Genomic DNA, 15,698 nt, shown 5'->3' on the forward strand with positions numbered 1-15,698 from the left:
CAATCCGCGGTCTAACCAGTAATGGACACACAGCATGAGAAATGATGATTTTAGCGTAGATTTCGTAATAGGAGGATGTCGCAAAGCCGGTACATCTTGGCTTTATGAAGTTTTAAGATCAAATCCGGAAGTATGTCTTTGCGAAAAAGTAAAAGAAAGCCATTTCTTCACAACCAAGTTTGGAAAAGGGCTTGACTGGTACCGCTCGCTGTTCCCAAGCAATTTATCTGGGCTGGCCGTCGGGGAAATCGATCCCTCGATATTCATATTTCCCGAGGCTGTCTCAAATATCAAATCAACTTTCCCGGACACGAAGCTGATTTTTATATTACGTCGGCCCCCTGATCTGGCGCATTCGGGTTACATGTTTTCTTTGCGGGAAGGCACAGTGACGGGAACCGAGCAAGAGCGATGGGAGCAGTCTCCCTATGCGCGCCGCGACGTCTCGTTTTTCACTGTGCTGCGGCCGTTCTATGAGCACTTCGGCGCTGACAAGATTCTCATCACCATATTTGACGATCTCAAGCAGCATCCTGAAGCGTTTTACAAGCGGGTTTGTGAATTTGTGGGAGTGGAGACGAGTGCCGATCCACTGTTGTTTTCCCGCAAGTTCAATGCAGCAGCTCGCAGCCGCGTACAATGGCTGACGGCGCCCGTACAGCGACTGAAGCGGCTTGCGCGCCAGACGGATATGCACTGGTTGGTGAACACCGCCAAACAATTCGGTGGAAAAAGACTTTTCAATATGTTGTTCCCCGCGGAGAGCACCCGAATCTCACCCGAAATGGAACAGATCATCATCCGGGATACATATGATGAAGTTGCAAAAGCCTCCGAACTGATCGGAATAGACTTGGTTTCAATGTGGCGGTACGACAAAGCTCCCGGAGCGCCGAGCCCATAAGCGGTTTGCAACCAGCCATTAATTAACAGAGGGTTGCCGGCGGACAAGGGCACATCAGCCGCGACTTGCTCAATCGTCAATCATGCAGCCGGCATCCTCTTTCGTGATTTCGCTACCTCCCGGGGATGCTCAGGATCATATGGGCGGTGTCTTCAGTGCCACTTCCGGGCCAACTCCACGTGAAAGTGAGGCTGTCAAGATTTTGCGGCGCCCGGTATGACACTGCACCGCGGGATCGGAAACCACCGTCGTGAAGCTGGGTTTGTGATCCCGCGGCGATCAAGGCGTCGTTGTCGGTTCGACTAATGATGTCGCATAGAAGATCCGTCGCGGCATTCGGCGCCCCCGACGTGCTGACGGGACTGGCCTGCTGAATGCCGCCACCCTTGGCCGCGCTAATGACCGAGCCGCTGGCGTTGCGCAACGCGATGAGGCAAGGGTTGAGCGCGCCGTTCAGTTTCCAGTTGAAAGCAGTGTAGGTCAGACTTCCGGAACCGGCGTCTGGGTGCGTCAGGACCCACGCCCGCACGTGTTGGATCCCAAGGTTGTGCTGAGCGACGAGGGTCATCGTGTTGCCGTTCCACAATGGCGTCCCAAAGGAGTCTACGTACTGGCCTGCCGCCAAGCACAGGAGTAGATCCGTGTTTGCGGGAATGGTCCACGACCGTGTAGCTGGCTGGGATCCGGCGTTCACGCTCTGGAACCACATGTTCGAGTCGAGGATGCTTGGCTGCGTCACTCCCACGGCCGCAACGCGGTGGCGGGAAGCAATGATCGGAAGAAGGCGGCTCATTTCGGTGCCGACGGGTAGCCCGTCGCTCCCAGCTTGATGTACATTTGGTCGAAGTAAATGCAGCGCTTGAAGCCCCTCAGGTCGTAGTCGCTGTACTGTCCCCAGTTGCTAGCTTTTGCTTCGACATCGTCGGACTTGCCGCAACGGGCATTCCGCGCAGAGGAGAACGGGGTTTTCATGTCGTCGATGTACATGTCGGCCCAACCGCGGTCGCCGTTCTTGCCGGTTTCCTTGTCGATGACCCCGCGGATTCGGATCGCGTACCATCGATTGGGAACCCACGGTTTGCCGAGATTCGAGGGGAATTCTCCCTTGCTGATCCCTGGCGAAAAGTAGGTTCCGTTTGGGCCCCAGTAGGTCTCCTGCTCCTTGCCGCCCGCCGAGTACCCAGACTGCAGCAGGATCTGCTGCGGGGCATTGGCGTAGTGGTTCAACCTGACTCCCCAGCACTCCGTGGTACGATTGTCAGACGACACCCATTCCCAGATGATCGTCCACTGGCAGCCGGGCGGGTTGAAGGCGGCGAGATCGGCGTCCGACGGCGCCGGAACCAAGAACTTGAAGCCGACCTCGAAGAGACGCCCGTAAGGAAGAGTCCACAATTCCCCATTGGATCGAATTGCCGCGCAGAGGTTATGCGCGGCGTCCAGTTCCTGCCAATCCTTCGTATCGGTCGGTCCGCCGGTCGGGTCCTTGCCGCCTTTCGGACACCGCACGGCGCGGACTGCTCCTTTGTTGGGGCCTGAAGCGACGCAGCGGGGCTTAACTGCATCGTTCTTGAGACGCAGCTTTCCGGGCATCCCGTGCTTTGTAAGATCGACGACCTTTGCCGGCGCCGCATTGTAACTGTATTTCGCTGCATCGTTATTCCAACTTGCGATGGTCGCGTCTGACAGTCGCGATGCATCGAACCACCAGTCCGCGTCTGCGGGAATGAACGATACAGGTGTGGGCGTCGGATCAGGGGTAGGGTCGGGTGCAGGGGTCGGCTTTGGATCGATCGTCGTCGCTGGCGACAAATCCGGTAGACGACGTCGGCGCCAGCGGGGTGCTTGTCTTGCAAATAGCATGAAATTTTCCCGATGCTTGGTTCTGCAGGAGTGGGGCCACGAAGACGCTGCGGCGGCCCGGCACACTATGAATTGATTATGAACGGCATCATGCAAATAATCCTTAACGCTCGCACGTCAAGGATTATCAGCCTATATCGGCGGTGCGAGACCCAGTTACGCCGCGTTCATGACAGGCTCTGCTTGGAATCGCAGTACGGAACTGGTGATCCCGTGACATGTGCGGGCGCTTTCGAGCGCTTCCGCGGTGATGGTGACATTCCCCGCGACGACCGTGAACGTGCCGAGCACCTGGGCTGGACCGAGCAACTCGACCTCACAACCCGACCCGGCGAGGACGTTTTTCATGATCCGCGGGTGGGTCACAAACAGATAGGACGTCACTCCGTTCAGCATTGCGAACTCGCCGAGCGCGCAGACGATTTCGCCGAATGCTCTCTTCCGCTCTGCCGGATCGAGATCCGGATCTATGCCGAGGCGGGTGACCTCCCAGATGTCCGGACGGTTCGGTAATGTTGCGTCTGCCGCGAGGTGCGGCCACAACTGCTGGATCATGTACGGAAAGGTTGTCGGGATGAGCCGAGCCACTGCGCGCACCTTCCCATCCCCGTCTCGCCATAGCAGATACACGGCGGCCGGGGTGTCGAACTGGTCGAACTCCATGCCGTCGAAGCAAGGAACGTCATACTGCTGCCGCTCCACGAAAATTTTGTGGCGCAAGCGAAGTGAGGAGGGAAGCGCATCGCCGAAGCAATGGGCGGTTGCGAAAGTGACGACGTCGATCACTGGCCTCTCCATCAGGAAAATTTACCGAGCTCTTGTCCCGATAGAGCGGAAAATTCCCATCCATTGGTGCAATCTGATGAACTGCTTGGTGCTGTTTCATCCGCGTCTTTTTGTTGAAGCCACTCATTCCGCTGCTTTATCTGACTGTCGCCGGCACGAAGGGAGGCGTCCGGCGTCTGGTGAAGACATGTTATGAACATATGAATGCGGCGTTGCAAGGAAAAAATACCGATACTGGGCCTCAGAAATGTGATCATGGTCCGGAGTATGGGATAGCTGGCGCAACTTCTCGGCGGCACAAGACGGTCAGCCTGTTCCCGTCGTTGCTCTCTTCTCTGGCGAAGGGGGCGGCGGCCTTTTGGGGACGAACGTGCAGCGTGATGTAGGATGGGGACAGTCGGCGCCTCCCGTGCCTCGCGCCGTGAAATGACGGAGTTCCTAACGGATGTCCCTTGAAACAGTCGTGCTGGCGCTGGGGCTGCTCGGCACCGGCGCCGTGGCCGGCCTGATCGCCGGCCTGTTGGGCGTCGGGGGTGGCATCGTGATCGTACCGGTTCTTTTCCACGTCCTGCCATTGGCGGGCGTGGAGGAGGCGGTGCGCATGCATCTCGCCGTCGGCACGTCGCTGGCGACCATCATCGCCACCTCGATCGTCTCAGCTCGCGCCCATTACGCTCGCGGCGCCGTCGACGTCGGGCTTCTGCGACGGCTAGGGCCGTGGATCCTGCTTGGGGTGATCGGCGGCAGCGCGCTGGGCGGCAGCGCCGGCGGCGACACGTTGACCATGATCTTTGCAGCCGTAGCGGTCATCGTCGCGGCCAACATGGCGTTTCGGAACGAGGGCGTGACGGTCAGGCAGGGATTGCCGTCGCTACCCTGGCGGCAACTGATCGCGCTTGGCATTGGCGGATTTTCAGTGGTCATGGGGATCGGCGGCGGGACCTTGAGCGTGCCGATCCTGACCCTGTTCGCCGTTCCCATACGCCGCGCCGTCGGCACCGCCGCCGCCATCGGCCTGATCATCGGGTTACCGGGGACGCTAGGGTTCGTTATCGCTGGTTGGAAGAACCCTGACCTGCCGCTGTTCAGCCTCGGCTACGTCAACCTGCTTGGTTTCGCGTTGATCGCACCGACGAGCGCGTTGCTGGCACCGCGCGGCGCGGCGCTCGCCCACGCAATATCTCCGCGCCTGCTGCGCTACGCTTTCGCGTTGTTTCTGTTTATCACGTCGTTGCGCATGGCAGCGAACGTGCTCGTGCACTGAATAGTTCTACGCCTGCGCGCGCTCGAGGTCCGGGTCGTAAGCCAGATTGGGGGCGAGCCAGCGCTCCATCTCGGTGAGCGACATGCCCTTGCGGCGAGCGTAGTCGGCCACTTGGTCACGATGAACGCGCCCCACGCCAAAGTAGCGGCTCAGGGGATGGCTGAAGTAATAGCCGGACACGGAGGCGCCCGGATGCATGGCGAAGCTGTCGGTGAGGGTGATGCCGACGGACTCCTCCGCGTTCAGGAGGTCGAATAAGGTCCTTTTCTCAGTGTGGTCCGGGCAGGCGGGATAGCCCGGAGCCGGCCGTATGCCGACGTACTTCTCGGCGATGAGGTCATCGTTGGTGAGGTGCTCATCAACAGCATAACCCCAGAATTCCTTGCGCACGCGTTCGTGAAGGCGTTCGGCGAACGCTTCGGCCAGCCTATCGGCAAGAGCCTTGACCATGATCGCATTGTAATCGTCATGTTGACGTTCGAAATCGGCGACGACGGCGTCAAGACCGTGTCCCGTGGTTACCGCAAAGCCTCCGAACCAGTCCGCGATGCTGCTTTCCTTCGGAGCGATGAAATCGGCAAGAGCAAGGTTGGGGCGCTTCCGGTCGCGCTGCATTTGCTGGCGAAGCGTATGGACGACGGCAAGAATGTCAGCGCGTTCGTCATCGGCGTAGACGGCGATGTCGTCGTCGTTGATGGCGTTGGCGGGCCAGAGCCCGATGACGCCTTTGGCCGTCAACCACTTCTCGCCAAGGATCCGCTGCAGCATGGCGAGCGCGTCGCCATAGACACTGGTCGCCGCCTCGCCGACGACTGGATCGTCGAGGATATCGGGCCAGCGCCCCGCGAGCTCCCACGTCGAAAAAAACGGACCCCAGTCAATGCGGATGGTTAGTTCCGCCAAGTCGTAATCTTCAAAGACGGTCAGCCCTGGCACCGCCGGCCTTGGCGGCTCATAGCCGTCCCATGTCGAGATCTGTTTATTGGCGCGCGCGTCGGCGAGAGGCAAGCGTTCGCGGGCTTGGCGGCCACGCATGTGGGCTTGGCGCAGCTCCGCATATTCGGCGCGGATCTTGTCCGCGAAGGCGGCGCGTGCGGCCTTCGACATAACGCTACCGGCAACGCCGACGGCGCGCGATGCATCGTGGACGTGAATCAGCGGCCCGTCGTAGTTGGCCGCGATCTTGACGGCGGTGTGGACCTTGCTGGTGGTCGCTCCGCCGATCAGCAGCGGCAAGCGCAGTCCCTCACGCTGCATTTCCTTGGCGACGTAGCACATCTCGTCGAGAGACGGGGTGATCAGGCCAGAGAGGCCGATGATGTCGGCGTTCTCCGCGCGCGCAGTCTCCAGGATCTTGGCGGCCGGAACCATGACGCCGAGGTCGACGACCTCGTAGTTGTTGCACTGGAGAACGACGCCGACGATGTTCTTGCCGATGTCATGCACGTCGCCCTTGACGGTCGCCATGACGATCTTGCCATTGCTTTGTTTCTGGCCGTCGGCGCTGGCTTCCATGAAGGGCAGGAGGTAGGCGACGGCTTGCTTCATCACGCGAGCGCTCTTGACCACCTGCGGCAGGAACATCTTGCCGGACCCGAACAGATCGCCGACGACGTTCATGCCGTCCATCAAAGGCCCCTCGATCACGTCCAACGGCCGCACAGCCTTTTGCCGCGCCTCTTCCGTGTCGGCCACGACGAACTCGGCGATGCCGTTGACGAGAGCATGAGTCAGCCGCGCCTCGACGCTCCGCTCGCGCCACGAGAGATCCACTTCCCGTGCCTTGGCGGCGCCGCGGAAGTTCTCGGCGATGTCCAGGAGGCGTTCTGTTGCATCCGCTCGGCGATTGAGGATGACATCTTCGACACGTTCACGGAGATCGGCGGGGATCTCGTCGTAGACGGCGATCTGCCCGGCATTGACGATGGCCATGTCGAGGCCTGCCGCAATGGCGTGGTAGAGAAAGACCGAATGCATCGCTTCGCGAACAGGACTGTTGCCCCGGAAGGAAAACGACACGTTGGAGAGGCCGCCGGATACGTGGCAGTGCGGCAGATCCTTCTTGATGCGGCGCGTCGCTTCGAAGAACGCTACGGCGTAATCGTTATGCTCCTCCATGCCCGTGGCGATCGCAAAGATGTTGGGATCGAAGATGATGTCTTCGGGCGGGAAGCCCAACCTGTCGACGAGGATGCGGTAGGACCGCTCGCAGATGGCGAACTTGCGGTCGGCGGTGTCGGCCTGTCCCGCTTCGTCGAATGCCATGACCACGACCGCCGCGCCGTAGCGCCGGACCTTGCGAGCGACATCGATGAAGGCCGCTTCTCCTTCCTTGAGACTGATCGAATTGACGATGCTCTTGCCTTGCACGCACTTCAGCCCAGCCTCGATCACCTCCCATTTGGAAGAGTCGATCATGACCGGAACGCGAGCGATGTCCGGTTCTGCTGCGATCAGGTTGATGAACCGGGTCATCGCCGCCTCGGAGTCGAGCATGCCCTCGTCCATGTTGACGTCGATGATGTTGGCGCCGTTCTCCACCTGCTGCCGAGCGACCTCGACCGCTGCCGCGAAGTCGCCGGCAACGATGAGCTTTCGGAACATGGCGGAGCCCGTGATGTTGGTCCGCTCGCCGATGTTGACGAAAGCGCCGTTCATGATGCGAACTCGAACGGCTCAAGGCCGGACAATCGGAGCCGCGGAGGTCGCCTTGGGATCGCGCGCGGCGGAACACCGGCCACGCGCCGTGCAATGGCCGCGATGTGCTCCGGTGTGGTGCCGCAGCAACCTCCGACAATGTTGAGCAGCCCCGCTTCGGCCCATTCACCGAGCTGAGCTGCCATTTCCTCAGGCGCTTCGTCGTATTCGCCGAACTCGTTTGGCAGCCCTGCGTTCGGATAGGCCGAAACCATGGTGTCGGCACATCGCGCCACTTCCGCCACGTAGGGGCGCAGTTGGCGTGCTCCGAGCGCACAGTTGAGGCCGATCGAGAACGGCCTGACGTGACTGACCGAATTCCAGAACGCCTCTGCGGTCTGACCCGAGAGGTTGCGGCCCGAGAGATCGGTGATAGTTCCGGAGATCATGATCGGCAGGCGCACGCCGACCTCATCGAATAGTTCTTCGATCGCATAGAGCGCTGCCTTGGCATTGAGCGTGTCGAACACCGTTTCCACCAGAAGCAGATCGACGCCGCCGTCCACCAGAGCCGATGCCGCCTCACGATACGCGACGCGCAAGTCGTCAAAGGTGATGTTGCGGTATCCGGGATCGCCAACGTCTGGTGAGAGCGACGCGGTGCGATTGGTCGGACCGATAGCGCCGGCGACGTAGCGAGGCTTCTCCGGATTGCGAGCGGTTGCCTCGTCGGCGGCCTGACGGGCGATGCGCGCGCCGGCGGCGTTGATCTCGGGGGCAAGCCCCTGCATGTCGTAATCAGCCAGGGAAATGCGGTTGGCGTTGAAGGTGTTGGTTTCAACGATGTCTGCACCAGCAGCGAAATAAGACCGGTGAATGTTCCCGATGATGTCCGGCTGGGTGAGGTTCAGGAGGTCGTTGTTGCCTCTGACGTCCTTTGGCCAATCTTTGAAGCGGTCACCGCGATAGTCTGCTTCCTCCAGATCGTGCTGCTGGATCATGGTACCCATGGCGCCGTCGAGGATCAGCAACCTTTCTTTTGAAGCCTGCAACAGGGTCTCGCCGCTACGTTCCGTCGCCTGCGAACTCATACACCGGCCTCCTCGGCAGAAATTGGCCCATGCGCGGGCTCCGCCGGCGCCCTCACGCCCAGAACATGACAGAGCGCGCGGGTCAGGTCTGCGCGGTTCAGCGTGTAAAAGTGAAACGCGTTGGCACCTCCGGCATGAAGGGCGCGGCACTGCTCCGCCGCAACGGAGACGGCCACGAGCTTGCGTAGATCCGGGTCATCGTCTAGGCCCGCGAACAAGTCGGCCATCCAGGCCGGCACCGCCGCACCGCAGGTCTTGGCGAAGTCGACGATGCGAGCAAAATTGCTGACCGGCAAAATGCCCGGGACGATCGGGACATTGATGCCAGCCGCCTGCGCCCGGTCGCGAAAGCGGAAAAACACTTCGACGTCGAAAAAGAACTGGGTGATGGCGCGGCTTGCTCCTGCGTCAATCTTGCGTTTCAGGTTGTCGAGATCGTCCTCGGCACTTGTCGCTGCCGGATGAGTTTCCGGATATGCGGCTACACTGATCTCGAAGTCGGCGACCCGCTTCAGCCCCGCAACCAGGTCTGCGGCATACGCATACCCGCCTGGGCAGGGCGCATAGCCGGCCCCGCCCGCCGGTGGATCGCCGCGCAGCGCTACGATGTGACGAACGCCGGTGCGCCAGTAGCTGCGGGCGATGGCGTCGATTTCCTCACAGTCTGCGCCGATACACGTCAAATGCGCCGCCGGACGCAATGTTGTTTCCCTCAGCATCCGGGCGACGGTCGCGTGAGTGCGTTCCCGCGTCGAGCCTCCGGCGCCGTAGGTCACAGAGACGTAGGCAGGTCGCAAGGGGGCGAGGCGCTCAATGCAGGACCACAGGCTGCGCTCCATTTCATCCGTGCGCGGCGGGAAGAATTCGAAAGACACCTCGACGTCGCGGGGCAACGGCGCCGCGATCGGCAACGGCGGACCGTGCCGCTTCGAGCGCCATCCAATCATCGGTTCTCCTGCTTCCATTCTCTGCTCTTCATCGACACCGACGGTCGACGATCCGGATTTGTCAGCGTCACTGAACCCCGAAAGGGGTTTTATGCAAGCCGACGTCAAGGTCAACGACAATCGGCCCGGGCACGGCCAACGCGCGGGGCGACGCTGTCCATTGCAACGCGGTTGCGACGAGAGTATTGGTGTGCTCCCCTGATGACCCTACCCTCCCGGTCTCGAAAGATCCACGCGAGACAGGTCATAGAGGAAATCCGTGGTTAACTCGATGCCAACCTCTCTGAGCCATACTGGATCCAAGGGCTGTTCAAGAACGCACCGAGTGAATGATGAACTCGAGATCCCGGCAATTCTGCCGCTTGAAGGGTGATTTGCGCCATGATTTTTAAGCAAGCTCTCGCAGAAGCAAAGGGCGCAGGGGCTCTGGCGAAATGCCTTCGTCTGTGTTCCGGCATCACGTTGCTCGCGGCTCTGGTGCTGACGGCCGGATGTGCGTCGAGGCCCGATGCGCAAGCGGATCCCGAGGCATTCGCTGAGTACGAGCAGATAAACGACCCGCTGGAGCCTTTCAACCGCGCGGTGTTCCAGTTCAATCGCGGCCTGGATGCGATGCTCTTGAAGCCGCTGGCGATTTTCTACCAGGACTTGCTGCCGCCGCCGTTTCAGCGCGGTATCCGCAACGTGCTGAGCAATCTTCGTGAGCCTCAGACATTCTTCAACGATCTGCTGCAGGCGCAACCGGAGCGAGCCGGCACCACCTTGATGCGGTTCGTTATAAACTCGACCCTAGGCGTCGGCGGCCTCAACGAAGTCGCCTCAGACTTCGGCTGGGAGCACCACGAGGAAGATTTTGGGCAAACGCTCGCCGTGTGGGGCGTCGATGATGGCCCCTACCTCATGCTACCAGTTCTGGGCCCGTCCAGCCCGCGGGATGCGACCGGCCGCGTTGTTGATAGCTTGGTGATCGATCCGTTCGGACTGCTCGGTGCGGTTCTGATCGAAGACAGCGAGTGGTTGACGACGTTTTCTATTACGCGTGGCGTCCTCAGCGCAGCGGAACAACGCGCGAGAGTCCTCGGTCAACTGGAGGAACTGGAACGGACGTCGCTCGACTTCTACGCGGCTATACGGAGCGGCTATCGTCAGAACCGCGAGCACCAGGTTCAGGACGGGCTCTTGCATGTGCCGTCGTATCCGCCCAAGTCGGAGGGGAACCAGAAGTGACCGCGCCGTTTCCATCTCCCCTATCAGATTTGAACAGGTTGATCATGAATCCGTTGCGCAACAGCTTAGGCGTCATCTTCCTGGTTGCGGCCCTGTTTGCGTTGATGTCGGCCACGTACAGGATTTCTGCCGCCGCCGACACTTCGGAGGCCTTCGTTACTAACCTGGGCAAGGAGGCGGTGGACGTTCTCAAAGCGACTGACACGACGGAGACGCAGCGCATCGAGCAGATGCGTGCGCTCTTCGTGACGTATTTTGACGTGCCGGAGATCGCCAAGTTTGTCGCCGGACGACATTGGCGCGGCCTGACCGATGCGCAACGTAGCGAGTATCTCGGGCTGTTCGAGGACTACATTGTCTATGTCTATTCCAGGCGCCTGGGCGGTTATGGCGGAGAAAGCCTGAAGGTCAAGAATTCGTCCCCGAAGCCCGGGGGGACGGACGAGACATTGGTCGTGTCTGAAATCGTCTCGCCCAATACGAATAAGAGTTACCAGGTGAACTGGGACGTCGAAGGCCAGGATGGGGGGTACAAAATTACCGACATCGTCGTCGAAGGCGTTTCGATGAAGCAGCAGCAGCGCAGTGACTTCGGTGCCCTTGTGCAGCAAAGCGGCGGGCGTTTCGAGGGGCTGCTGAAGGCCCTTCGTGAAAAAAACGCTCAATTGAAAGCGGAGCGCGAACAGGCCAGTTAGTGGGGGAACCACCCAGCGGTAACAGCACTGGCAGCGACAGCCAAGGATTCAATCCGCTGCACTAAAAGACGTCTGCGGTGAACTCCAGCCGGACACGTTTGCGAAAGCCATCAATGGCCTTTAGGGAGTCGAGCAGCATGAGTCGATCGCGTTTAACCAGCGACTTAGGGTTGACGTAGTAGTTGACGCGTTTTCCGGCGTTGAAATCGGTAATTTGCTTTCGGAGCAGGATATCGGTGATCAGGTGGAAGGCGCTGGTGAGATCTTCCTGCTCGTTGATACTGAGCGCTCCTTCGTCGTGCAGATGACGGATGCGCTCCAGCGTCGAAGTCGACTCTACTCCTTCGCGCAGGGCTAAAAGCCGGACCCCTTCGACCAGTGGGATTGTTCCAGTGTACTTCAGGTTTACTTGGCCGCGGAATTCCCGTTTTTCCCGCTCAGTCATGAAACCGCCGAAGAAACCGAGCGCGACATTGTGATCCGCTTGATCCTGGAACATTTGCTTCAGGAAAAAGTGATTGTTGCGGACCATCTCGGTCACTCTCTGACGAAGCTCAGCCGCGAGATCCGTGTTGCCCCACACCGGTTGAAAATCGAAGAAGATGTCGGCCAGGCGGATGGCGACAAAATTGCTCTTGCGGCCCCATAAGGTGATCTGGTCAATCCACTGGGGCAACGTCTTCCGCCACAGCGGATTGATCGCCATGCAATAGCCGTTGCAATAGGGGATGCCGATGGCGTTGAGGTCCCGGCACAGCCTCTCTGCCAACTCAAGGAAAAAGGTGTCGATGCGATTGTGCTCGCTGTCCGGATAGGCTTCAATGATGAATCCGTTGTCCTGATCCGGAAAAAGGTAATTCTCACCGCGCCCGCCTGACCCCATGACGATGGTGGTCGCCTTGACCGGCAACGTGCCCCAACCTTCGTTCTCCATTTGCCGAAGATGCGTTTCGCCGAGACGGCGATATAGGTCGTTGTTTATTTGCGTCAGCAACTGCTGGATGTCGGGTGCGGGAAGATTTTCGGCGAAGAGCTGCTCCGCAAGTTCGATTTCTGCACTGCGGACCTGCTTGAGACCTTCGATCGTTCCTTCCTGCGTCAACAGGTCGATCTGGTGCATCAACCCCTGTGACGCCATGGCCAGCGCGTCATGAAGGTACAGCACCCCGGCCACGCGGCCTGTCCGGTCGGTGACCGGCAAATGCCGAAGATTGTGGCGGCGCATCCAAGCGATTGCGTGATACAGGTATTCTCTCCGGCCGATGGTCACCACGGGCGATGTCATCACGGTCTCGACCGGGGTTTCGCCGGGTACGCGGTAAGCGATGCGGCGTGCAATGTCCTGCTCGGTGATAATGCCGGCAGGGCGGCCAGACGCATCTACGACCAGAGCGCACGAAGCTTTGGTGGCCGCCATGTGTTCGATCATGTCGAAGCAGGTGGTTCCTGTTCGTATCGCGAGGACATCCGAACGATGCCGCATGGTGTCTTGTACGCGTTGACTGAACACCACACGCTGCGGCGGAAGGTGCTCATGGGCCGGATTGCGTTTCACGATTGTCTGCGGTGCCTCTTCACCATGCCCGAGCCATTCGAGATGTGCGGCTCATGCGGGACGACCAAACCGATGAGTGTCATGCACTCGGGAACCCCACGTCCGGGCGATTGCCCAGCGCAGGTGGCGCGCTTTGCCAGTGTCGGCAGCAGATCGAAGCATCGAAATCCGATGTCTTTCAAGCCTGCGCTGTGCGGGATCCTGGTGCTGTAGTGGAACCACGAGGTCGAGGGGCACTTGATCGCCCGCTGACTAGGCAGCCACACGTCTAAACGCCACATTCCGCACGACGATTGTCATCTTATTACCGTATTGCCCGGGGCGTGCGAAGATGTTATGGATATTTCAAGCGCGTGGGTAAAACGTTCCGCCGCGTGAGGAAACGTTGAACGATAAAAAAGCGGAAGCACCGGGCGTATAGCGAAAGCTTGCAAACTTTCGTCGATAGCGCTCGCGGGGAAGGTGAAGCGTTCAGACGCAGGTAAGCGATTAGCCAGAAGTGATTGGCGGCGCCTCCTACACCCCCCGTTCTGTCGTTCGGCGCCGGTGTTCCCGGCTTCGGGTTCACCGGAATTCATAGTGGATTTGGGTCCTGGCGGCCAAGCAGAGGCTTCGCCGTGACTAGGCCGACGGAGAGGGGAGAACTGTCTTGTCACCAAAAGTGATCTGGCTGTTCGTGTTCGTAGGACTTTATTGGGCGTATTGCATTTTCTGGGGAATACGCGGAGCACGAATGGCAAAAACAGCCAGCGATTACTTTATCGCCGGCCGTCAACTTTCATTGTGGGTTTTCGTTCTTGCGGCCACCGCGACGTCGTTCTCGGGCTGGACCTTCATGGGCCACCCTGGATTGGTTTTTCGCGATGGCTTTCAGTATGCCTACGCCTCGTTCTACGTGATCACCATCCCGTTTACCGGTGTGATGTTTCTGAAGCGTCAGTGGATGCTGGGAAAGCGCTACGGCTATGTTACGCCGGGTGAGATGCTCTCCGATTACTTCCAGGGGGACGCCATCCGCATTTTGACGGTGTTGGTGGCGTTGCTGTTCTCCATCCCGTATCTGGGCGTTCAACTCGGAGCTTCCGGCTTTCTGTTCACCGTGTTGACGGACGGTCTGGTTCCCAAGGACTTTGGCATGTGGCTATTGTCCCTGGTGGTGTTGATCTACGTGGCGTCGGGTGGGCTCCGCGCGGTGGCCTACGTGGACACCATGCAGTGCATTCTACTCGCGCTTGGCATTATCATCACCGGCATCATTGCGCTGACTTTCGTCGGCGGGTGGGATGCGCTGGCGGCCTCCCTAGCGGAGATGGGCAGGCATCCGGAATGGAGCGGCAAGTGGGGATCAACCCAAGGCCTGGGGGGCGGTGACTACAATACCTATCTCGCCGTGCCCGGGGTGATCCAGTTTACCGCCGGTCTTGGAAAAGAGACACCGGTAGGCGGCCTCTGGACGGGCGTCATGATTCTCACCTACATGTTCGCCTTGATGGGGATTCAGTCGGCGCCAGCGTTCACCATGTGGTCGTTCGCCAACACCAATCCGCGGCCGTTCGCGCCGCAGCAGGTTTGGGCCTCGGCGTTCGGCATCGGCCTGATCCTGTTTTTCTTTACGGCGTTCCAGGGCCTGGGCGCGCACTTCCTCGGCATGAACCAGCAGATCAACGACGCGGGCTTCACCGCCACGCTGCCGGGGATCCAGGAGTACATGAACGCCCATGCCGGCCAGATGCCATTCGATCCGGGCGTCAGTCCCGATTCGGTGGTGCCGCGCTACTTCAACCTGATCGGTGATGCGATGCCGTGGCTGGTAGGGCTGTTGGCGGTCTGCGCTTTGGCAGCCATGCAGTCCACCGGGGCGGCGTACATGTCCACGGCGGGCGGCATGCTCACCCGCGACCTGTACAAGCGGTACCTGAACCCGACTGCAACACATACGACCCAGAAGATGTTCGGCCGTCTGGGGGTTGCGTTCATCGTCGTCAGCGCTTTGATGGTGGCGACGTTCTCTGAAGATGCTCTCGTTCTTCTCGGCGGTCTCGCCGTGGCGTTCGGGTTCCAGATGTGGGTGCCGCTGGCGGGGGTGACGTTCTTCCCGTGGATTACACGCGCCGGTGCGACTTGGGGTCTTGCTGCTGGATTGCTCGGCGTCAGCTTCACCGACAGCTTCGGGTTGACGCTTCTGCAATCCATTGGGATAGACCTGTGGGGCCGGTGGCCGTGGACCATTCACTCGGCCGGCTGGGGTATCATCGTCAACGTACTCGTCTGCGTCGTTGTTTCGGCCATGACACAGAACGACCAGGCGCTCGCCCACCGCATGAAGTATCACAACTTCCTGCGGGAGCACGCCACGTTGCGAGCGTCCAAGCGCGGCCTCATCCCTGTAGCTTGGGCCATCACATTGGGCTGGTTCTTCTTCGGGATCGGGCCGGGCGCCGTGATAGGCAACGATATCTTCGGTGCGCCTGACGCAGGGGTTGATGGATGGACATTTGGTATCCCGTCGATCTGGGCGTGGCAGATCCTATTCTGGCTGCTCGGCGTGTTTATGATGTGGTTCCTGGCCTACAAGATGGAGATGTCAACCGTTCCCGACACCGAAGTGGAAGCTTTGGTCGAAGACATCGGTGACACCACGCTGGAGAAACCAGGCGTCTAGCGTGCCATCGTCGCAAAGCTGGGGGGAAGGGCGGTGCTCTTCCCCCCTTTTTATGGAATCGGCATCT

The 15,698-nt window shown here is 59.9% G+C and carries 10 protein-coding genes and 1 pseudogene; 5 read left to right on the plus strand and 6 right to left on the minus strand.

Annotated elements, in window-relative coordinates:
- The first annotated feature begins 34 nt into the window (after window positions 1-34).
- Entirely contained in the window at window positions 35-904 is an 870-nt protein-coding gene (locus IPM60_07845; GenBank protein MBK8907807.1) for a sulfotransferase domain-containing protein, read from the plus strand.
- A gap of 112 nt (window positions 905-1,016) precedes the next feature.
- On the opposite strand, the gene IPM60_07850 is transcribed toward IPM60_07845, so the two are convergent.
- The 3 genes from IPM60_07850 to IPM60_07860 all read right to left on the minus strand — a co-directional run bounded on the left by IPM60_07850 (window position 1,017) and on the right by IPM60_07860 (window position 3,553).
- Window positions 1,017-1,472 (minus strand): hypothetical protein, encoded by a 456-nt coding sequence (locus tag IPM60_07850; protein ID MBK8907808.1) that lies wholly within the window; start codon window positions 1,470-1,472, stop codon window positions 1,017-1,019.
- A gap of 221 nt (window positions 1,473-1,693) precedes the next feature.
- A complete protein-coding gene (locus IPM60_07855; protein ID MBK8907809.1) occupies window positions 1,694-2,767 on the minus strand; it encodes a hypothetical protein in 1,074 nt (357 codons plus the stop codon).
- 156 nt (window positions 2,768-2,923) lie between these two features.
- Window positions 2,924-3,553, minus strand: coding sequence for an autoinducer synthase (locus IPM60_07860; protein MBK8907810.1), 630 nt, complete (start codon window positions 3,551-3,553; stop codon window positions 2,924-2,926).
- 445 nt (window positions 3,554-3,998) lie between these two features.
- Between IPM60_07860 and IPM60_07865 the strand changes: the two genes are divergently transcribed.
- Window positions 3,999-4,817, plus strand: coding sequence for a sulfite exporter TauE/SafE family protein (locus IPM60_07865; GenBank protein ID MBK8907811.1), 819 nt, complete (start codon window positions 3,999-4,001; stop codon window positions 4,815-4,817).
- A gap of 6 nt (window positions 4,818-4,823) precedes the next feature.
- On the opposite strand, the pseudogene metH reads toward IPM60_07865, so the two are convergent.
- Both metH and metF read right to left on the minus strand, forming a co-directional pair.
- Window positions 4,824-8,545 (minus strand): annotated as a pseudogene (gene metH, locus IPM60_07870) (methionine synthase).
- Entirely contained in the window at window positions 8,542-9,492 is a 951-nt protein-coding gene (gene metF / locus IPM60_07875) for a methylenetetrahydrofolate reductase [NAD(P)H] (GenBank protein ID MBK8907812.1), read from the minus strand. Before metF ends, metH begins: the two are co-directional and overlap by 4 nt.
- A 381-nt stretch (window positions 9,493-9,873) precedes the next feature.
- Between metF and IPM60_07880 the strand changes: the two genes are divergently transcribed.
- Both IPM60_07880 and IPM60_07885 read left to right on the plus strand, forming a co-directional pair.
- Entirely contained in the window at window positions 9,874-10,719 is an 846-nt protein-coding gene (locus tag IPM60_07880) for a VacJ family lipoprotein (GenBank protein MBK8907813.1), read from the plus strand.
- Between the two features lie 44 nt (window positions 10,720-10,763).
- Window positions 10,764-11,414 carry an ABC transporter substrate-binding protein gene (locus tag IPM60_07885; protein ID MBK8907814.1) on the plus strand — a complete coding sequence of 217 codons (651 nt, stop codon included), beginning with the start codon at window positions 10,764-10,766 and terminating at the stop codon, window positions 11,412-11,414.
- Window positions 11,415-11,475: 61 nt separating this feature from the next.
- Here the strand turns inward: IPM60_07885 and IPM60_07890 are convergent, their stop codons facing one another.
- Window positions 11,476-12,969, minus strand: coding sequence for a CBS domain-containing protein (locus IPM60_07890; protein ID MBK8907815.1), 1,494 nt, complete (start codon window positions 12,967-12,969; stop codon window positions 11,476-11,478).
- 649 nt (window positions 12,970-13,618) lie between these two features.
- Here IPM60_07890 and IPM60_07895 point away from each other — a divergent pair.
- Window positions 13,619-15,631, plus strand: coding sequence for a sodium:solute symporter family protein (locus tag IPM60_07895; GenBank protein MBK8907816.1), 2,013 nt, complete (start codon window positions 13,619-13,621; stop codon window positions 15,629-15,631).
- Window positions 15,632-15,698: the final 67 nt, after the last annotated feature.

It is taken from the genome of Rhodospirillales bacterium (genome assembly GCA_016710335.1).
GTDB lineage: Bacteria > Pseudomonadota > Alphaproteobacteria > Rhodospirillales > Defluviicoccaceae > JADJXQ01.